This window comes from Streptococcus sp. oral taxon 431 (genome assembly GCF_023110115.1).
Taxonomy (GTDB): Bacteria; Bacillota; Bacilli; order Lactobacillales; family Streptococcaceae; genus Streptococcus.
In genome coordinates, this window is the sequence record NZ_JALDVP010000003.1 from 149196 (window position 1) to 170626 (window position 21431).

Sequence of the window (21431 nt, forward strand, 5' to 3'; positions counted from 1 at the left end):
TATGAAACGTTCTCTCGACTCTAGGGTCGATTATAGTTTAATATTACCAGTATTTTGTTTGTTGGTGATTGGAGTTGTAGCTATTTATATAGCAGTTAGTCATGACTATCCAAACAATGTTTGGCCCATACTTGGACAACAACTGGCTTGGATATCGCTAGGGATTGTTTTTAGCTTCATAGTCATGTTTTTTAACACAAAATTTCTCTGGCAGTCCACACCTTATTTATATGGACTCGGTCTAGCCTTGATGGTCTTGCCTTTAGTCTTCTACAACCCGAGTTTAGTAGCTGCAACTGGTGCGAAAAACTGGGTGTCAATCGGTGGTTATACACTCTTTCAACCTTCCGAATTCATGAAGATATCCTATATTTTGATGTTGGCATACGTTATCGTAACCTTTACCAAGAAACATAAAGACAAAGAACGAACGATTGGCCTAGATTTTCTATTGATTTTGTGGATGATCGTTTTCACGATGCCAGTTATGGTTTTACTAGCCTTGCAAAGTGACCTTGGGACAGCTATGGTTTTTGTCGCAATCTTTGCAGGACTTGTCTTATTGTCTGGTGTTTCTTGGAAGATTATTATTCCAATTTTTGTCGCAGTTGTATCGGCGATTGCAGGCTTCCTAGCAATCTTTATCACAAAAGACGGGCGTGCCTTTATGCATCAGATTGGGATGCCAACTTATCAGATAAATCGTATCCTAGCTTGGCTCAATCCCTTTGATTATGCCCAAACGACTACCTATCAACAGGCGCAGGGTCAAATTGCGATTGGTAGCGGTGGAATTTTTGGTCAAGGCTTTAATGTGTCTAATCTCCTTATTCCAGTCCGCGAGAGTGATATGATTTTCACAGTAATTGCGGAAGACTTTGGATTTATTGGTTCAGTTGTAGTGGTTGCACTATACCTACTGCTCATCTATCGCATGTTAAAGATTACCCTAAAATCCAATAATCAATTTTATACCTACATTTCAACTGGATTTATCATGATGCTCTTGTTCCATATCTTTGAAAATATTGGTGCGGTTACTGGTCTTCTTCCTCTGACAGGGATTCCTTTACCCTTTATTTCTCAAGGGGGTTCCGCTATTATCAGTAATCTAATTGGTGTCGGTTTGCTGTTATCGATGAGCTACCAAACCCATTTGGCTGATGAAAAGAGTGGTCGAACAAGATTCAAACGTAAAAAAGTTGTACTGAAAAAAGTGAAATAAGGAGGTCGCTATGCCTAAAGTTGCAGTTATCCTAGCAAACGGCTTCGAAGAAATTGAAGCCTTGACGGTCGTAGACGTCATGCGCCGCGCAAATATCACCTGCCATATGGTAGGATTTGAAGATAAAGTGACAGGTTCACATGCTATTCAAGTTCAAGCTGATCGAGTGTTTGATGGTAATTTATCAGAGTATGACATGATTGTCCTTCCAGGAGGTATGCCTGGTGCTGCCCACTTGCGGGACAATGAACAATTAATCTCTGAACTTCAAAGATTTGAGGAAACCGGTAAAAAAGTAGCAGCCATCTGTGCTGCTCCAATTGCTTTGAATCGAGCTGGTCTCCTAGAAGGAAGAAACTTCACCTGCTATGATGGAGTCCAAGAACAAATTGCTGACGGTCACTACCACAAAGAAACAGTAGTAGTGGATGGGAATGTTATCACTAGCCGTGGGCCAGCAACAGCTTTAGCCTTTGCTTACCACTTGGTTGAAACATTAGGCGGAGATGCTGAGTCTCTAAGAAATGGCATGCTCTACACAGACCTATTTGAAAAATAATGAACAAACTGAGGAGAATCTTTCTTGATGGAGAAGATTCTTCTCTTTTTTAATGGCAAAAAACAAGGTAAACATCGCTTTTTTTATAAAAAAATGGTATAATGAAGGGTATGAAATATCACGATTACATCTGGGATTTAGGTGGAACCCTGCTTGATAATTATGAAACTTCTACAGCAGCTTTTGTAGAAACATTAGCAGAGTTCGGGATTGAGCAGGAACACGATAGTGTTTACGAAGCTTTGAAGGTTTCGACTGCCTTTGCCATCGAAAAGTATGCTCCAGGTATTGAAAACTTTCTTGAAAAATATAAGGAAAATGAAGCCCGTGAACTTGAGCATCCAGTTTTGTTTGATGGGATTCCTACTCTTTTAGAAAATATTTCGGACCAAGGTGGCCGTAACTTCTTGGTTTCTCATCGAAACGATCAAGTATTGGAGATTTTAGCAAAAACTAAGATAGCTCCTTACTTTACAGAAGTAGTGACGGCTAGTTCAGGTTTTAAACGCAAGCCTGATCCTGAATCGATGATTTATTTACGTGATAAGTATCATATAAGGTCAGGTCTAGTCATTGGTGACCGTGCCATTGATGTAGAAGCAGGACATGCTGCAGGCTTAGATGCCTATCTCTTTGAGGATGTTGTGTCCTTAAAACAAGCAATAGACATGTAAGAAAAAGGGGAAAAATGACAGAAGATATTAAAAACCAACAGGCACAAGATTATGATGCCAGTCAAATTCAAGTTTTGGAAGGTTTGGAAGCAGTTCGTATGCGTCCAGGGATGTATATTGGATCAACTGCCAAAGAAGGTCTTCACCATCTAGTCTGGGAAATCGTAGATAACTCTATCGACGAAGCTTTGGCGGGATTCGCTAGTCATATCGAGGTCTTTATTGAACCGGATGATTCCATTACTGTTGTCGATGATGGTCGTGGAATTCCTGTTGATATCCAAGAGAAAACAGGACGTCCTGCCGTTGAAACAGTCTTTACTGTTCTTCACGCTGGAGGTAAATTCGGTGGTGGCGGATACAAAGTATCTGGTGGACTCCATGGTGTAGGGTCATCAGTTGTAAATGCTCTTTCTACTCAGTTGGATGTTCGCGTCCATAAAAATGGAAAGATTCACTACCAAGAATACCGTCGTGGACATGTTGTTGCAGACCTTGAGGTGATCGGGGATACGGATAAAACAGGAACAATCGTTCACTTTACTCCAGACCCAGAAATTTTTACTGAGACAACGACATTTGATTTTGATCGATTAAACAAACGTGTTCAAGAACTTGCTTTCCTAAACCGTGGTCTTCAGATTTCTATCACAGACAAGCGAGAAGGTCAGGAAAAAACAAAACATTACCACTACGAAGGTGGAATTGCTAGCTATGTTGAGTACATCAACGAAAACAAGGATGTTATCTTTGATACACCAATCTACACAGATGGTGAAATGGATGATATTACAGTGGAAGTTGCTATGCAGTACACAACTGGTTACCACGAGAATGTCATGAGTTTCGCTAACAACATTCATACCCATGAAGGTGGAACCCATGAACAAGGTTTCCGTACAGCCTTAACTCGTGTTATCAATGACTATGCTCGTAAAAACAAACTTCTAAAAGATAACGAAGATAACCTAACAGGTGAGGATGTCCGTGAAGGATTGACAGCTGTTATCTCTGTGAAGCATCCAAATCCTCAGTTTGAAGGACAAACTAAGACCAAACTTGGAAATAGTGAAGTTGTGAAGATTACCAATCGCCTCTTCAGCGATGCATTTTCTGACTTCCTTTTGGAAAATCCACAGATTGCTAAGCGCATCGTTGAAAAAGGGATTTTGGCTGCCAAAGCGCGTGTTGCTGCCAAGCGTGCGCGTGAAGTTACACGTAAGAAATCTGGTTTAGAAATTTCAAATCTTCCAGGAAAATTAGCGGACTGTTCATCAAACAATCCAGCTGAAACTGAACTTTTCATCGTCGAAGGAGACTCTGCGGGAGGTTCTGCAAAATCAGGACGTAATCGTGAATTCCAAGCCATCTTACCAATTCGTGGTAAAATCCTTAACGTTGAAAAGGCAACTATGGATAAAATCCTTGCTAATGAGGAGATTCGCAGTCTTTTCACAGCTATGGGAACAGGATTTGGCGCTGAGTTCGATGTTAGCAAAGCTCGCTATCAAAAACTGGTTATCATGACAGATGCCGATGTCGATGGAGCTCATATTCGTACCCTCTTGTTAACTCTGATTTATCGTTATATGAAACCTGTTTTAGAGGCAGGCTATGTTTATATCGCTCAACCACCTATTTACGGTGTTAAAGTTGGTAGTGAGATTAAAGAATATATTCAACCTGGCGCAGACCAAGAAATCCGCCTACAAGAAGCCCTGGCTCGATACAGCGAAGGTCGTTCTAAACCAACCATTCAACGTTATAAAGGTCTTGGAGAGATGGATGACCACCAACTTTGGGAAACTACGATGAATCCTGAACATCGCCTTATGGCTCGTGTATCAGTAGATGATGCTGCAGAAGCAGATAAGATTTTTGATATGCTCATGGGTGATCGAGTAGAACCACGTCGAGAATTTATCGAAGAAAACGCTGTTTACAGTACTCTTGACGTATAAAAATATTGGGAAATAGTTCCCAAGGTTTGAAAAATATGATATAATCATTACAATTGTGTCATGTATAAAAGGAGTTTGATATGTCAAATAATCAGTTGATTATTACTTTGATTGGAATTGCAGTCCTGCTTCTTATTGCTTTTGCAGTAGCAATTTTGCTACGTAAACGAAATGAGAGTAGACTTGTAGCTTTAGAAGAAAGAAAAGAAGAACTATATAACCTTCCTGTTAATGACGAGGTAGAGGTTGTTAAAAATATGCATCTGATTGGTCAAAGTCAGGTTGCTTTTAGAGAATGGAACCAAAAATGGGTAGATTTGTCTCTTAACTCTTTTGCAGATATCGAGAATAACCTCTTTGAAGCTGAAGGATACAATAACTCATTCCGTTTCTTGAAAGCTAAGCACCAGATTGATCAAATTGAAAGTCAAATCCAACTTGTTGAAGAAGATATTGCAGCAATTCGTAATGCCTTGTCTGAGTTGGAAAAACAAGAGTCAAAAAATAGTGGACGTGTTCTGCATGCCTTAGATTTATTTGAGAAACTACAAAACACTGTAGCTGAAGATCCTGAAAAATATGGTCAAGCTCTTCCAGAAATTGAAAAACAATTGGAGAACATCCAATCTGAGTTTTCTCAATTTGTAACCTTGAATTCATCGGGAGATCCGGTTGAAGCAGCGGGCATTTTAGATAACGCTGAAAATCATATTTTAGCTTTGACACATATCGTTGAAAGAATTCCAGCGATTGTCACTAAGCTTACTACTGAATTGCCAGAACAACTTGAAGATTTAGAAGCTGGTTACCGCAAGCTTTTAGATGAAAACTACCATTTTGTAGAAACTGATATCGAATCTCGTCTTCAACTACTCTATGAAGCCTTGAAGAATAATCACGAAAATATCCGTACATTGGAGTTGGATAATGCAGAGTATGAAAACACTCAAATCCAAGAAGAAATCAATGCACTTTATGATATTTTCACACGTGAAGTTAAAGCACATAAAGCTTTTGAGAAATTGGTAACTACCCTTCCTACCTATCTTAAACACTTGAAAGAAAACAATCAGGTACTAGTTAAAGATATCGAACGTCTTGGGAAAACCTATTTGATTTCAGAAAGCGATGTGAATCGAGTTCGTCGTCTTCAAGCTGATATCTCAGCCTTGAATGCTACTATTGAAGAAATGACTCATGCAGAGTCAGAAGTTTCAGAAGCATATTCTGTCTTACAAGAACGTTTGGAAAATCTCCAATCTACATTAAAAGATATTGAAGATAACCAAATCGGTGTTAGTGAACGTCTCGTTAAAATTGAAAAAGATGACATCAATGCTCGTCAAAAAGCAAATGTATATGTCAACCGTCTGCATACGATTAAACGCTACATGGAGAAGAGAAATCTTCCAGGAATTCCACAAAAATTCTTGAAGCTCTTCTTTGATGCAAGTCACAGTACAGAAGACTTGATGGCTGAGTTGGAACAAGCGCAAGTGAATATCGAATCTGTGAATCGTATCCTTGAGATTGCGACAAATGATATGAATATGTTGGAAGAAGAAACATACAGTATCGTTCAAAATGCAACATTGACAGAACAATTGCTTCAATATTCGAACCGTTACAGATCATTTGATGATCGTATTCAACAAGCTTTCCAAGAAGCTTTGAATATCTTTGAAACAACATTTGATTATCAAGCATCTTTCGAAAAAATCTCTCAAGCATTAGAAGTTGCTGAGCCTGGTGTTACCAATCGCTTCGTTACTTCTTATGAAAAAACAAGAGAAAGTATTCGTTTCTAATTTATAAAAGAATCCTAGATTTTTCTAGGGTTCTTTTACTTTTCTTTACCTATTTTAAATATTTTTATGCCATGTTTTCATTGAAATTATAGTTCATATTTGATATGATTAGACTATGACAAAAAAGAGATTACCCCAGAATAAAGTAAAGAAGAAAAACAATAAAAAACTTGGCATTCTTGTCTTGCTTTTGTTTTTCACAATGCTAGCACTCGGTAGTGTGATTACCTATAAAGTGTTGAACAAGCAAGCCTTTGAACAGAAGATTGAGAGCCTCAAGAAGGAAAAAGATGAAGCCTACTCCCAAGGAAGTCAAAAAGAGCATTTCCGCAAAGAAAAATCTGAAATTATCACCTATTATCCACTAGTCGGTGACAGCCTTATTTCCCCTGTCAAGGATATCATCGTAAAAGACATCACTGACAAAGTAGAAGGTAAAGAACAGTTAATTTTTTATTACTCAGAAAAAGGGGATTCCTCTTTAACTGGGGTTGAAAATCGTTTGATTAAAAAACAGGCCTATGACTTGGCAAATTCTAATGTCGTTGAATTAGAAAATACTACTTTAGACCAGCTGTATCTGAAAGAGGATGGCTCTATCTTTACCTTGGATCAACTCTTTACAGACCCATCCACAGCCAAAGAAAAAGTCCTTGAGGGAGTTAAGTCAACTCTCCAAGATAAAAAAGTAGATCAATCAGTTGTTGACCAAGTTTTAGCTGATTTCTCAGCTGCAGAATTGTCAAGCTGGAAGTTTGCTTACAAAGATAGTCAATTGGTTCTATATCCAGTCAAAGCAATGACTAATGTAGAAGAAATAGCAATGCCTATTTCAGATTTCTTTGATTATATTCAAACATCCTATCTAACAGAAAAAGATGCTGAACTTTATAAAAAAGTTCAAGCGGAAAAACATAAAAAAGTGGTAGCTCTTACCTTTGATGATGGTCCTGATGGTAATACAACACCACAAGCCTTGGATATCTTAGCTAAGTACAAAATCAAAGCAACCTTCTTTGTCCAAGGGAAAAATATTGCAGGTAATGAAGCTATCCTCAAACGTATGCAGGCTGAGGGGCATGAAGTCGGAAATCATAGTTGGAACCATCCAGTTTTAACGCAACTCTCATTAGAAGATGCTAAGAAACAAATTACGGATACAGAATCAGCAATCACTAGTGTTCTCGGAAAGAGTTCAAAATTGATGCGCCCACCATATGGTGCCATCTCAGATGATATCCGTAATAGTCTCGATTTGAGCTTTATTATGTGGGATGTCGATAGCTTAGACTGGAAGAGTAAAAACGAAGCTGCTATTTTAACAGAAATTCAACGTCAGACGACTGATGGTTCTATTATATTGATGCATGATATTCACCAGACGTCAGTAAATTCACTACCAAAAGTTATTGAATATTTGCAGGGACAAGGGTATAGCTTTGTTACAGTCTCTGAGTTACTAGGGAATCATGTAAAACCACATGAGATATACTATTCTCGTAACCAATAATTGGATTTAAATTCAATTATTAGAAAAAAACTAAAAAAGATTATTTTTATCTTGACAAGTAGGAAAAAACTTGATATCATATACAAGATGAGAAAAGCAGAAGTGAGAACTTCTCGCCTTGCGACTAACGTTGTCTGGCCCCTACAGATCAAGTTTCAGAAATGAACTATAATCATGTAGAGCGGATTTGCGTTAGCAAGTCCGCTCTTGTTTTTCTCTAAAATAAAAAAAGAGGTGAAAACCATAGCAAAGCAAGACTTATTCATCAATGATGAAATTCGTGTACGTGAAGTTCGCTTAATCGGTCTTGAGGGCGAACAATTGGGTATCAAACCACTTGGTGAAGCGCAAGCACTTGCGGACGACGCTAATGTGGACTTGGTTCTCATTCAACCTCAAGCTAAACCTCCTGTTGCGAAAATTATGGACTACGGTAAGTTCAAATTTGAGTACCAGAAGAAACAAAAAGAACAACGCAAAAAACAAAGCGTTGTGACCGTGAAAGAAGTTCGATTGAGCCCAGTTATTGATAAGGGGGATTTCGATACGAAACTTCGCAGTGCTCGCAAGTTCCTTGAAAAAGGGAACAAAGTGAAGGTTTCCATTCGCTTTAAGGGTCGTATGATTACCCATAAAGAGATTGGAGCAAAAGTTTTAGCCGATTTCGCTGAAGCAACTCAAGATATTGCTATCATCGAACAACGTGCTAAAATGGATGGTCGTCAAATGTTCATGCAGTTGGCCCCAGCAACTGACAAGAAATAATCTGTCAGAAAGTTAAAAAAAGGAGAAAATATCATGCCAAAACAAAAAACACACCGCGCATCAGCTAAACGTTTCAAACGTACAGGTTCTGGTGGACTTAAACGTTTCCGTGCTTACACTTCTCACCGTTTCCACGGAAAAACTAAGAAACAACGTCGTCATCTTCGTAAAGCATCTATGGTGCATTCAGGAGATTTCAAACGTATCAAAGCAATGCTTACTCGCTTGAAATAATCGCGTATTTGTAAGTTAACAATTCTAGGAAATATTGGAGGAAATATAAATGGCACGTGTTAAAGGTGGCGTTGTATCACGCAAACGTCGTAAACGTATTTTAAAATTAGCAAAAGGTTACTATGGAGCTAAACATATCTTGTTCCGTACTGCAAAAGAACAAGTAATGAACTCTTACTACTATGCATACCGTGACCGTCGTCAAAAGAAACGTGACTTCCGCAAATTGTGGATCACACGTATCAATGCGGCAGCTCGTATGAACGGACTTTCATACTCACAATTGATGCATGGTTTGAAATTGGCTGAGATCGAAGTTAACCGTAAGATGCTAGCTGACTTGGCTGTTAACGATGCAGCAGCTTTCACAGCTCTTGCAGATGCAGCTAAAGCAAAACTTGGTAAATAATTATTCACAAGACTGGTGCAAATTTGTCCCAGTCTTTTTTAAACAAAGGAGAAAAAATGGCTTCAAAAATGTTACACACTTGCTTGCGGGTAGAGAATCTTGAAAAATCAATTGCTTTTTATCAAGATGCTTTTGGATTTAAGGAATTGCGTCGTCTGGACTTCCCAGAACACGCTTTTACCATTGTTTATCTAGGTCTTGACGGTGATGATTATGAACTGGAGTTGACTTACAACTACGATCATGGACCTTATGTTGTAGGTGACGGTTTTGCGCACATCGCTCTAAGCACACCTGACCTTGAGGCCCTTCATAAAGAACATAGCGACAAGGGTTACGAAGTGACAAATCCAAATGGACTTCCAGGAACACAACCAAACTATTACTTTGTCAAAGATCCAGATGGATACAAGGTAGAAGTGATTCGTGAAAAATAATAAAATCTCCTCATTTGTCAAATTGAGTTAGATAATTTCACCTGACTCAGAAAAACTTGAAACGGAGTAGTGTAGGTCATTTATGTTAGTTTCTTTCAGACAAATGTGAGCGTTTATCTGAGACTAACATAGATGGCTTTTTCTATCTAGCTTAATGTGACAAATTGGGATATAATAACAATAATAAAACAAATTAGTGGGAGAAAAAGATGTCAGACCAAAATCCAAATGTAGAACTAAACAAAGAAGAAGATAAACTAATTGTAGAAAATAATTCGGTGGAAGCTATGAAGAATGGTCCAAAAGCAGTCAAGAAACCTTCGGCTCTTCTATCTTTCTCATTTTATTTGGCACTTACCTATATTCTTCTATTTATATCTCTTGCTTTATCTGCTGGTAAATGGGGAATTGTATTCTTGATTTTTCTAGGTCCTAATTTAATTCCTTACGCTATAGCAACTGTCTTAACACAGATAGGAATCAAGAAAGTAAATAGAAATTTCTTGTATGCGAGTGCAGGATTTTATTTGCTTTCAGGACTCTTTGCATTCGGCCTGGATTGGCAGATTTTTGGGATTTTTCCTTTTCTCTCCCTAGTTCTAGTTTTAATTGGGATATTTTTAACGAAGGATACAAGTAACTAAATTAACAAAGCTAGGCGCAATTCTTCTTCGAATTTATTTCATCTCATAAAACCATAGCCTTTAAGGCTGTGGTTTTTTAGTTTCATGATTAGAAAGAAATTGTGTTTCTATTTTCTAAAATGGTATAATAGAAAAAAGAAAAAGGGAGGTGAGAAAGAATGATTGCCCAACTGGATACGAAAACTGTCTATAGTTTCATGGAGAGTATGGTTTCAATCAAGAGATATGTCAGCCTTGGGAAGGAATATGGCTATTCATCACTTGGAATCATGGATGAAGACAATCTCTATGGAGCCTATTATTTCATCAAAGAATGCCAAAAACAGGGGATTCAGCCTTTATTAGGCCTTGAGATGACTGTTCATCATAAAGATGAATGGATCAATCTACGTTTTCTAGCCCTGTCAAACCGAGGTTATCAAAACCTGATGAAGATGTCGTCTTTAAAGATGACAGGTAAAAAAGAATGGGCTGATTTCTCTTCCTACCTTGAAGATATTTGTGTCATTGTTCCTTACTATCCTGAAATTGATTCCTTGGACTTAGGGCATGACTACTATATCGGAGTGTATCCAGATACAGCTCAATCGAATTTTTCTCACCCTATTCTCCCACTTTATCGTGTTAACTCTTTCGAGTCTGAGGACTTAGAAGCTCTACAGATGCTTAAAGCGATTAAAGAGAACGTGACCTTGAGAGAGGTTGATGTTCAATCTCAACAGGGCTTGTTTTTGCCTGCTGAACGTCTTGAACAGTTTTTTCTAGAGAAGTTTCCAATCGCACTGGATAATCTTGCAAGATTGGTCAAGGATACTTCCTACGAGATTGATAGTAGTCTCAAGCTTCCACGTTTCAATCCAGAAAGACCTGCTGTTGAGGAACTTCGGGAAAGAGCTATCAAGGGCTTGGAAGAGAAAGGTTTACTAGATTCAGTTTATCAGGTACGTTTAGAAGAAGAACTATCTGTGATTCATGATATGGGATTCGATGACTATTTCTTGGTTGTCTGGGATCTCTTACGTTTTGGTCGTTCTCAAGGTTATTATATGGGGATGGGACGTGGTTCTGCGGTAGGAAGTTTAGTAGCCTACGCTTTAGATATTACTGGAATTGATCCTGTAGCTAAAAATCTTATCTTTGAGCGCTTCTTAAATCGTGAACGTTACACCATGCCAGATATTGATATTGATATCCCAGATATCTATCGTCCAGAGTTTATTCGCTATGTTCGTGACCGTTATGGTAGTATCCATGCTGCGCAGATTGTCACTTACTCGACCTTTGGAGCCAAGCAAGCCATCCGAGATATCTTCAAGCGTTATGGCGTCCCTGAGTATGAATTGACGGCCATTACGAAAAAAATAGGCTCTAAAGATACTCTAACGACAGCCTATGAAGGCAATCTAGGTTTTAGACAACTCATTCAGAGTAAGATTGAGTACCAAAAGGCTTTCTCTATTGCCAAAAAGATAGAAGGTTATCCACGACAGACTTCTATCCATGCAGCTGGTGTCGTTATTAGTGACAAAAATCTAACAGATTATATTCCTCTCAAGTATGGAGAGGATATGCTCATTACCCAATATGATGCGCATGGAGTTGAAGGGAATGGCCTGCTCAAGATGGATTTCTTGGGCCTACGAAACTTAACCTTTGCTCAAAAAATGCAGGAGCTCTTATATGAAACTCAAGGTATTTCACTAAGAATTGAGGATATTGATCTTGAAGATAAGGCAACCTTAGCCCTCTTTGCAGCTGGGAAGACCAAGGGAATCTTTCAGTTTGAACAACCTGGAGCCATACGCTTATTGAAACGAGTGAAACCACAAAATTTTGAAGAAGTAGTGGCGACGACTTCCTTGAACCGACCAGGTGCGAGCGACTATATAGATAACTTTGTTTCCAGAAAACATGGTAAAGAAAAGGTTACGGTTCTGGACCCTGTGCTAGAAGATATCTTAGCTCCGACCTATGGCATCATGCTCTACCAAGAACAGGTGATGCAAGTAGCTCAACGCTATGCAGGTTTCAGTCTTGGAAAAGCCGATATCTTGCGTCGTGCTATGGGGAAAAAGAATGCGGCTGAGATGCATCGGATGGAGGAGAGTTTTATCCAAGGGGCCCTCGAAAAAGGGCATGGACAAAAACAGGCTCAAGAAGTTTTTGCTGTAATGGAAAAATTTGCCGGTTATGGTTTTAACCGTTCGCACGCTTATGCATATGCTGCCTTAGCTTTTCAGCTTGCCTACTTTAAAACACATTATCCAGCAATCTTCTATCAGGTCATGCTCAATTATGCTAGCGGAGATTATATTCTAGATGCGCTTGAAATGGGCTTTGAACTAGCTCCGCTTTCTATCAATACGGTTCCATATCAAGATAAACTAGCAGATAAGACAATCCATCTAGGACTTAAGACTATCAAGGGAATGCCTCGTGATTTTGCCTACTGGATTATCGAGCATCGCCCATTTAGCAGTGTTGAAGATTTTATCACACGATTACCCAAAAATTATCAAAAGATTAGCCTCTTAACCCCTTTAGTGGAAGTAGGACTTTTTGATGGATTTGATAAAAATCGTCAAAAAATCTTAACCAATCTACCAACTCTATTTATCTTTGTAGAAGAATTAGGTAGCCTCTTTGCGGATTCTAGCTATAGTTGGACAGATACAGAGGACTTTTCAAATATTGAAAAATTCCAAAAAGAGCAGGATTGGTTAGGTGTTGGAATTAGCCAACACCCATTGCTGGTTTTAGCGAAGAATCCTTTGTATCCAATTGTGAGTTTATCTGAGCTTTCCGAGGGACAGACAGCTACAGTGCTCGTTGAAATTCAGTCTATCCGAGTGATTCGAACTAAAAAAGGTGAAAACATGGCCTTTTTGAAAGTTACTGATAGTAAAACAAGTCTTGAAGTCACTGTTTTTTCTGAACAGTACCGCCAATTTAAAAATCTCTTGCACGAAGGAAGTTTCTATTACCTAAATGGGAAAGTGCAAGCCAGAGATGGTCGTCTTCAATTAGTTTTAAATAATTTAAAAGAGGCAGTGAGTGAGCGTTTTTGGATTCAAGTTCCCAATCATGACCACGATTCTGAAATTTATCATATTTTAGATCAGTACAAGGGACAAATTCCTGTTGTCATTCGTTATGAAAATGAACAAAAAAATATTCTTTTGCCTGGTTATTTAGTTGCAAAAGACGCTGGCTTACAAGAATCTTTAAAACAGATTGTCATGAAAACGATTTATCGTTAAAAATCAATGAAAATAAAAGAATTTTAACTTTAAATATGGTATAATCAGTTAGAATGTTAAAGAAAAAGGAGCAAAACCAAATGAAACGTATTGCTGTTTTGACTAGTGGTGGGGACGCCCCTGGTATGAATGCTGCCATTCGAGCAGTTGTTCGTCAAGCAATCTCAGAAGGAATGGAAGTTTTTGGTATCTATGATGGATACGCTGGTATGGTTGCTGGTGAAATTTATCCACTTGATGCTGCTTCAGTAGGAGACATCATTTCACGTGGTGGTACTTTCCTTCACTCAGCTCGTTACCCTGAGTTTGCAAAACTCGAAGGTCAACTTAAAGGGATTGAGCAATTGAAAAAACACGGTATAGAAGGTGTCGTGGTTATCGGTGGTGACGGTTCTTATCATGGAGCTATGCGCCTGACTGAGCATGGATTCCCTGCTATTGGACTTCCTGGAACAATCGATAACGATATCGTAGGTACTGACTTTACAATCGGATTTGACACTGCAGTAACAACTGCAATGGATGCAATCGATAAGATTCGTGATACATCATCAAGTCACCGTCGTACTTTCGTTGTTGAAGTAATGGGACGTAACGCAGGTGATATCGCTCTTTGGGCAGGTATCGCGACTGGTGCTGACGAAATCATCATCCCTGAAGAAGGTTTCAAATTTGAAGATATCGTAGCAAGTATCAAAGCTGGATATGAACACGGTAAAAAACACAACATTATCGTCTTGGCAGAAGGTGTTATGTCAGCGGCTGAATTTGGTCAAAAACTAAAAGAAGCTGGCGATACAAGTGACCTTCGTGTAACTGAACTTGGTCACATCCAACGTGGTGGTTCACCAACTGCTCGTGACCGTGTATTGGCATCTCGTATGGGCGCACACGCTGTTAAACTCCTTAAACAAGGAATCGGTGGTGTCGCTGTCGGTATTCGTAACGAGAAAATGGTTGAAAATCCAATTCTTGGAACTGCAGAAGAGGGAGCTTTGTTTAGCTTAACAGCTGATGGTAAGATTGTTGTCAATAACCCTCACAAAGCTGACCTTGAACTTTCTGACTTGAACAAGAGCTTGTCATAATCAACTTTAACTAATCTGGTAAAATGACCATAAAAGGTCGAATTATATAAAGGAGTCACAAAATCATGAACAAACGTGTAAAAATCGTTGCAACTTTGGGTCCTGCGGTAGAAATCCGTGGTGGTAAAAAATTCGGTGATGACGGATACTGGGGTGAAAAACTTGACGTTGAAGCATCAGCTAAAAACATTGCTCAATTGATCGAAGCTGGAGCTAACACTTTCCGTTTCAACTTCTCACACGGTGACCACCAAGAACAAGGTGACCGTATGGCAACTGTTAAACTTGCAGAAAAACTTGCAGGTAAAAAAGTTGGTTTCCTTCTTGACACTAAAGGTCCAGAAATTCGTACTGAATTGTTCGAAGGTGAAGCTAAAGAGTACTCATACAAAACTGGTGAAAAAATCCGTGTTGCAACTAAACAAGGAATCAAATCAACTCGTGAAGTGATTGCTTTGAACGTTGCAGGTGCGCTTGACATCTATGATGACGTTGAAGTTGGTCGCCAAGTATTGGTTGACGATGGTAAATTGGGTCTTCGTGTTGTAGAAAAAGATGACGCAACTCGTGAATTCGTTTGTGAAGTTGAAAATGACGGTGTGATCGCTAAACAAAAAGGTGTGAACATCCCTAACACGAAAATTCCTTTCCCTGCTCTTGCTGAACGTGATAACGCTGATATCCGCTTCGGTTTGGAACAAGGTATCAACTTCATCGCGATCTCATTCGTACGTACTGCTAAAGACGTCAACGAAGTTCGTGCAATCTGTGAAGAAACTGGTAACGGTCACGTTCAATTGTTCGCTAAGATCGAAAACCAACAAGGTATCGATAACTTGGACGAAATCATTGAAGCTGCTGACGGTATCATGATCGCTCGTGGTGACATGGGTATCGAAGTACCATTCGAAATGGTTCCAGTTTACCAAAAAATGATCATCACTAAAGTGAACGCTGCTGGTAAAGTTGTTATCACTGCAACAAACATGCTTGAAACAATGACTGAAAAACCACGTGCGACTCGTTCAGAAGTATCAGACGTATTTAACGCTGTTATCGACGGAACTGACGCTACTATGCTTTCAGGTGAGTCTGCAAACGGTAAATACCCACTTGAGTCAGTAACAACAATGGCTACAATTGACAAGAACGCTCAAACTCTTCTTAACGAATACGGACGTTTGAACTCAGATACTTTCGAACGTAACTCTAAGACAGAAGTTATGGCTTCAGCTGTTAAAGACGCTACTAACTCAATGAATATCAAATTGGTTGTAACTCTTACTAAGACTGGTCACACAGCACGTTTGATTTCTAAATACCGTCCAAATGCTGATATCTTGGCATTGACATTCGACGAATTGACAGAGCGTGGATTGATGTTGAACTGGGGTGTTATCCCAATGTTAACTGAAGCTCCATCATCAACTGATGATATGTTCGAAATCGCTGAACGTAAAGCAGTTGAAGCAGGTCTTGTAGAATCTGGTGACGATATCGTTATCGTTGCAGGTGTGCCACTTGGAGAAGCTGTTCGTACAAATACTATGCGTATCCGTACAGTACGTTAATCTAACATTAAAAACCTATCATATCCGGCTTTACAGCTTGTATGGTAGGTCTTTTTTTGTTTCATAAGGTCCAGAAACCGATTCGTTTAAGAAAAGAAAAAAACTCTCTGGAAAAACCAGAGAGTATGAGAGGCATCTCCATGTGAGAAACTGGTTCACACAATTTCTCAAGGTCCGCTCCTGCGTTATGACCTCCTTTGCGCAATTGTAGCTCTCGCCACATATCGACTCATCGCAGACTTTATTTTACTATAGTGGGTAATAGTTTGTCAAGAAAAAAACAGCTCCCCAGATAGGAACTGATGAATTGATGCTAATTGCCGGGATCGAACCGGCGACCTCATCCTTACCATGGATGCGCTCTGCCTACTGAGCTAAATCAGCTTACTTTGAAAGTATACTATAGATTTAAGCTTTTGTCAATATGCTAATTAGTATGCTAACTCATTGGAAAAGCCCAAGTAATAAACTTGGGCTTGTGAAAATTAGACTATTGTAATTGCTCTCTCTTTTTATCTGGGTTCCAAACAAAACTTGCAACAAAGGTAAAGAGGATTGTCAGAATTCCGATTATAATTGCTAGAATCAAGGCAGGGATACGGATGAGCCACCACAGTGGATTTGGTTTTTTATTGTTGTGCCACTGTTTTGTTTCCTCATCTAGGCGTTGAAATTCAGATTGGATGCGGTCTGCAACCATCTCAATTCCCTCATCATTCATCTTTTTAATATCTGAGATATCAATCGGATTTCCGAAGTTCATATCAATACGTTCACGGCTGACAAGTCCTTTTAGAGTCATAGGACCAGTATAGGTAACTGGCATAATCCGAACCTTAGCCATCTTTGCGATGAGGGCTACACCACCCTTAACATCATTGGAATGACGACTACCACTTGGAAACATAATCAGTGAGCGATTGCTCTTTTTAAGAACATTAATTGGATATTTGATAGCAGAAGAACCTGGGTTATCACGGTCGATAGGGAAAGCACCACACATGCGAATCCACCAACCAAAGATGCGATTTGAAAAGAGTTCTTTTTTTGCCATAAAGACAAATTGCTTTGGTTTTGTTGCAAAAGCCATATAGACTGGATCCCACCAGGTACGGTGTGGCGCAACAAGGATATAGTTTTCATCTAAACTTGGAATTTTTTTAGTATTGTGAAAGTGAGCATTTCCATTGATTGACCATAGAATCAACATAACCAGCCCACGCAGATAAGTATAAAACATGATGTCTCCTTCAGTTTTCTTTCTTTTATTATACCTTATCATACTAGGACAGGCAAATGTTTTTTGTTTAGGCGGAATAGCTTTTTATATGAAATTAGAAATATTCAAAAAAAAATGATATGATAGAATTTATGGATAAAAATAAAATTATGGGATTAAGCCAATCAGAAGTCAAAGATCGTCAGAAACAGGGACAGGTCAATGATTTCCAAGCTTCAGCTAGTACTAGTACATGGCAGATTGTGAAGAGAAATGTCTTTACTTTATTCAATGCTTTAAACTTTGCCATTGCCCTAGCGCTCGCCTTTGTTCAAGCTTGGAGCAACCTAGTTTTCTTTGCGGTTATCTGTTTTAATGCATTTTCTGGGATTGTAACCGAGCTACGTGCCAAACATATGGTTGATAAGCTCAATCTCTTGAATAAAGAAAAGATTATCACTATTCGTGATGGACAAGAGATTGCTCTGGATCCTGAGGAGCTTGTTTTGGACGATGTGATTCGCTTGTCAGCAGGGGATCAGATTCCAAGTGATGCCATTGTATTAGAAGGTTTTGCAGAAGTCAATGAAGCTATGTTAACGGGTGAGAGCGACTTGGTGCAAAAAGAAGTAGAAGACTTAATGTTGTCGGGTAGCTTTCTTGCGAGTGGGTCTGTCCTTGCTCAGGTTCATCATGTAGGGGCAGATAATTATGCTGCTAAACTCATGCTTGAAGCTAAGACAGTCAAGCCAATAAACTCTCGTATCATGAAATCGCTAGACCAGTTAGCCGGCTTTACTGGGAAAATTATCATTCCTTTCGGTATTGCTCTCTTGCTTGAAGCCTTGGTCTTAAAAGGTCTGCCACTCAAGTCTTCTGTAGTTAATTCATCTACAGCTCTTTTGGGGATGTTGCCTAAGGGAATCGCCCTTTTGACCATCACTTCTCTCTTAACTGCTGTTATCAAGCTTGGGTTAAAAAAGGTTTTGGTGCAGGAGATGTATTCTGTTGAGACCTTGGCGCGTGTGGATATGCTTTGTTTGGATAAAACAGGTACCATCACTCAAGGAAAGATGCAGGTTGAGACTGTCCTTCCGCTGACCCAGGCTTATGACAAGGATGCTATTGCAAAAATACTAACCAGCTATATGGCACACAGTGAGGATAAAAATCCAACTGCCCAAGCTATTCGAAAGCGTTTTGCGGGAGAGGTAGCCTATCCGATGATTTCTAGTCTTCCATTTTCTAGTGATCGAAAATGGGGAGCGATGGAATTGGAAGGTCTCGGAACTGTTTTCCTAGGCGCACCAGAGATGTTGTTGGATGCTGAAGTTCCTGAAGCTAGGGAAGCTCTTGAACGAGGATCTCGTGTCTTGGTTCTGGCTCTCAGTCAAGAAAAACTTGATCACCATAAACCACAGAAGCCATCTGATATTCAGGCTTTGGCTCTGCTTGAGATTTTAGATCCAATCCGAGAAGGGGCAGCTGAAACTTTAGACTATCTTCGTTCTCAGGAAGTAGGGCTGAAAATTATTTCTGGTGATAATCCAGTTACCGTTTCAAGTATTGCTCAAAAAGCAGGTTTTGCAGATTATCATAGCTATGTAGATTGTTCAAAAATCACGGACGAGGAATTAATTGCTATGGCTGAGGAGACAGCGATTTTTGGACGTGTCTCGCCTCATCAAAAGAAACTAATCATCCAAACTCTGAAAAAAGCAGGACATACTACAGCCATGACAGGAGATGGTGTCAATGATATCCTTGCTCTCCGCGAGGCAGATTGTTCCATCGTTATGGCTGAAGGAGATCCAGCGACCCGTCAGATTGCAAATCTGGTTCTCTTGAACTCAGACTTTAATGATGTACCTGAGATTCTCTTTGAAGGTCGTCGTGTGGTCAATAATATTGCCCACATCGCACCGATTTTCTTGATTAAGACAATCTATTCCTTCTTGCTCGCAGTCATCTGTATTACAAGTGCTTTGTTGGGACGTACTGAATGGATATTAATTTTCCCATTCATTCCCATTCAGATTACCATGATTGACCAGTTTGTGGAAGGTTTCCCGCCGTTCGTATTGACCTTTGAACGAAATATCAAACCAGTAGAACAAAACTTCCTCAGAAAGTCCATGCTTCGTGCACTACCAAGTGCCTTGATGGTAGTATTTAGCGTTCTATTTATTAAAATTTTTGGAACAAGTCAAGGTTGGTCAGCCATTGAAATTTCGACTCTTCTGTATTATCTACTGGCATCGATTGGTTTCATGTCTGTAGTTAGAGCTTGTTTGCCATTTAGTCTGTGGCGTGTTCTCTTGATTATTTGGTCAGTTGGAGGTTTCCTTGGAACAGCTCTATTTCCAAGAATCCAAAAATTGCTTGAAATTTCAACACTTACAGGTCAAACACTACCTGTCTATGGCATTATGATGCTCGTCTTTATTGTGATTTTCATCCTGACAAGTCGTTATCAAGTTAAAAGATAAAGAAAGGCTGCAATCCTAGATTGCAGTCTTTTTATGTGCAGGATTGCTAGCTAAAATATGGTATAATAAAGGGAAATAGAGTTTTTGAAAGTGAGAGAAAATGATTTCAAAGAGATTAGAAACAGTAGCTTCTTTTGTTCCCCAAGGAGCTGTTTTGCTGGATGTCGGGAGCGACCATGCTTATTTACCGATTGAATTAGTTGAAAAGGGTCATATCGAACGTGCTATTGCAGGAGAAGTTGTAGAAGGTCCCTATCAATCTGCAGTTACAAATGTTGAAAGTCATGGTTTGACTGAGAAAATTCAGGTTCGTTTAGCCAATGGTTTGGCTGCTTTTGAAGAAAGTGACCAGGTCTCTGTCATCACTATTGCTGGAATGGGTGGTCGTTTGATTGCTACGATTTTGGAAGAGGGATTAGGTAAACTAGCCAATGTTGAGCGTTTGATTCTCCAACCAAATAACCGAGAAGACGAGTTGCGTAGCTGGTTACAGGAGCATGGTTTTCAAATTATCGCTGAAAGTATCCTAGAAGAAGCTGGTAAATTTTACGAGATTCTAGTAGTAGAAGCTGGAGAAATGAATCTATCAGCTAGCGATATCCGTTTTGGCCCCTTCTTGTCAAAAGAAGTCAGCCCAGTATTTGTTCATAAATGGCAAAAAGAAGCTAATAAGTTAGAATTTGCTCTAGCCCAAATCCCCCAAAAAAATCATGAAGAACGTCAAGTTTTAGTAGATAAAATTCAAGCCATCAAGGAGGTGCTCCATGAAAGCAAGTGAAGTGATTAAGCGTTATGAAACCTATTGCCCTCAAGAATTTTCTATAGAGGGTGATAGCCGTGGTTTGCAGATTGGAACCCTAGACAAAGAAATCAAAAAGGTCATGGTTGCCCTCGATATTTGTGAAGAAACGGTTGCAGAAGCCATTGAAAAGGGTGTAGATTTGATTATCGTCAAGCACGCGCCTATCTTTCGTCCGATTAAGGACTTGGTATCTAGCCGTCCTCAAAATCAGATTTATATCAATCTCATCAAGCACGATATCGCTGTTTATGTCAGTCATACTAATATAGATGTTGTTGAAAATGGTCTTAATGACTGGTTCTGCCAACTATTGGATATTGAGGACACAACTTATCTGCAGGAAACAGGTCCTGAACGTGGGATTGGCCGTATTGGCAATATTCGCCCTCAAACCTTTGAAGAATTTGCGAGTCATGTTAAGGAAGTATTTGGTCTAGATAGCCTTCGTATGGTGTATTATAAAGAGACTGATTTGCAAAAAACAATCTCAAGAGTAGCTATTTGTGGTGGTAGTGGGCAGTCTTTCTACTCTGATGCTTTAGCTAAAGGAGCTCATATTTACATTACTGGTGACATTTATTACCACACTGCCCAAGATATGTTGTCAGACGGCTTGTTGGCTCTGGATCCAGGCCACTATATTGAAGTTCTCTTTGTTGAAAAAATTGCAGCGTTCCTGAATGAATGGAAGGAAGAAAATGATTGGCCTTTAGAGGTTATCGCAAGTCAGGCATCGACCAATCCATTCCATCATATCTAGTTAGAAGGTAAAAACA

The 21431-nt window shown here is 39.4% G+C and carries 18 protein-coding genes, 1 tRNA gene and 1 other annotated feature; of the genes, 17 read left to right on the forward strand and 2 right to left on the reverse strand.

The features are described 5' to 3' along the window. The first annotated feature begins 1 nt into the window (after position 1). From M1F91_RS05890 to pyk, 14 genes are all read left to right on the forward strand, one after another. Positions 2-1225, forward strand: a complete 1224-nt coding sequence (locus M1F91_RS05890; protein ID WP_247912985.1) for an FtsW/RodA/SpoVE family cell cycle protein — start codon at positions 2-4, stop codon at positions 1223-1225. A 10-nt stretch (positions 1226-1235) separates the two neighbouring features. After that, a complete protein-coding gene (locus tag M1F91_RS05895; protein ID WP_247912986.1) occupies positions 1236-1784 on the forward strand; it encodes a DJ-1 family glyoxalase III in 549 nt (182 codons plus the stop codon). Between the two features lie 110 nt (positions 1785-1894). Beyond that, positions 1895-2458 (forward strand): HAD family hydrolase, encoded by a 564-nt coding sequence (locus tag M1F91_RS05900; protein ID WP_282185023.1) that lies wholly within the window; start codon positions 1895-1897, stop codon positions 2456-2458. A 14-nt stretch (positions 2459-2472) separates the two neighbouring features. Then, positions 2473-4419, forward strand: a complete 1947-nt coding sequence (gyrB, locus tag M1F91_RS05905; RefSeq protein WP_247912988.1) for a DNA topoisomerase (ATP-hydrolyzing) subunit B — start codon at positions 2473-2475, stop codon at positions 4417-4419. Positions 4420-4499: 80 nt separating this feature from the next. Beyond that, entirely contained in the window at positions 4500-6227 is a 1728-nt protein-coding gene (gene ezrA / locus M1F91_RS05910; protein ID WP_247912989.1) for a septation ring formation regulator EzrA, read from the forward strand. A 115-nt stretch (positions 6228-6342) separates the two neighbouring features. Continuing rightward, on the forward strand, positions 6343-7737 hold the full coding sequence (gene pgdA / locus M1F91_RS05915; protein ID WP_247912990.1) for a peptidoglycan-N-acetylglucosamine deacetylase PgdA: 1395 nt from the start codon (positions 6343-6345) through the stop codon (positions 7735-7737). A gap of 88 nt (positions 7738-7825) precedes the next feature. Further along, positions 7826-7956, forward strand: a sequence feature (ribosomal protein L20 leader region). Positions 7957-7971: 15 nt separating this feature from the next. Then, positions 7972-8502, forward strand: coding sequence for a translation initiation factor IF-3 (infC, locus tag M1F91_RS05920; protein ID WP_004253871.1), 531 nt, complete (start codon positions 7972-7974; stop codon positions 8500-8502). A gap of 33 nt (positions 8503-8535) precedes the next feature. Next, complete coding sequence (rpmI, locus tag M1F91_RS05925; RefSeq protein WP_001125942.1) at positions 8536-8736, forward strand: 50S ribosomal protein L35; 201 nt, start codon at positions 8536-8538, stop codon at positions 8734-8736. A 49-nt stretch (positions 8737-8785) separates the two neighbouring features. Then, positions 8786-9145, forward strand: a complete 360-nt coding sequence (rplT, locus tag M1F91_RS05930; protein WP_000124834.1) for a 50S ribosomal protein L20 — start codon at positions 8786-8788, stop codon at positions 9143-9145. Positions 9146-9201: 56 nt separating this feature from the next. Then, positions 9202-9582 (forward strand): VOC family protein, encoded by a 381-nt coding sequence (locus M1F91_RS05935; protein WP_004253875.1) that lies wholly within the window; start codon positions 9202-9204, stop codon positions 9580-9582. Between the two features lie 209 nt (positions 9583-9791). Beyond that, positions 9792-10226, forward strand: a complete 435-nt coding sequence (locus tag M1F91_RS05940; protein WP_247912991.1) for a hypothetical protein — start codon at positions 9792-9794, stop codon at positions 10224-10226. 158 nt (positions 10227-10384) lie between these two features. After that, positions 10385-13486, forward strand: a complete 3102-nt coding sequence (locus M1F91_RS05945; protein ID WP_247912992.1) for a DNA polymerase III subunit alpha — start codon at positions 10385-10387, stop codon at positions 13484-13486. Between the two features lie 80 nt (positions 13487-13566). Then, entirely contained in the window at positions 13567-14574 is a 1008-nt protein-coding gene (pfkA, locus tag M1F91_RS05950) for a 6-phosphofructokinase (RefSeq protein ID WP_004253883.1), read from the forward strand. A 65-nt stretch (positions 14575-14639) separates the two neighbouring features. After that, positions 14640-16145, forward strand: coding sequence for a pyruvate kinase (pyk, locus tag M1F91_RS05955; RefSeq protein ID WP_247912993.1), 1506 nt, complete (start codon positions 14640-14642; stop codon positions 16143-16145). A 311-nt stretch (positions 16146-16456) separates the two neighbouring features. Here the strand turns inward: pyk and M1F91_RS05960 are convergent. Continuing rightward, a tRNA-Thr gene (locus M1F91_RS05960) sits at positions 16457-16529 on the reverse strand. 106 nt (positions 16530-16635) lie between these two features. Beyond that, entirely contained in the window at positions 16636-17385 is a 750-nt protein-coding gene (locus tag M1F91_RS05965; RefSeq protein WP_247912994.1) for a 1-acyl-sn-glycerol-3-phosphate acyltransferase, read from the reverse strand. 131 nt (positions 17386-17516) lie between these two features. Between M1F91_RS05965 and M1F91_RS05970 the strand changes: the two genes are divergently transcribed. The 3 genes from M1F91_RS05970 to M1F91_RS05980 all read left to right on the forward strand — a co-directional run bounded on the left by M1F91_RS05970 (position 17517) and on the right by M1F91_RS05980 (position 21415). After that, positions 17517-19853, forward strand: a complete 2337-nt coding sequence (locus M1F91_RS05970; RefSeq protein WP_247912995.1) for a cation-translocating P-type ATPase — start codon at positions 17517-17519, stop codon at positions 19851-19853. 100 nt (positions 19854-19953) lie between these two features. After that, a complete protein-coding gene (locus tag M1F91_RS05975; RefSeq protein WP_247912996.1) occupies positions 19954-20631 on the forward strand; it encodes a tRNA (adenine(22)-N(1))-methyltransferase TrmK in 678 nt (225 codons plus the stop codon). Next, positions 20618-21415, forward strand: coding sequence for a Nif3-like dinuclear metal center hexameric protein (locus M1F91_RS05980; protein WP_247912997.1), 798 nt, complete (start codon positions 20618-20620; stop codon positions 21413-21415). Before M1F91_RS05975 ends, M1F91_RS05980 begins: the two co-directional genes overlap by 14 nt. Positions 21416-21431 lie beyond the last annotated feature (16 nt).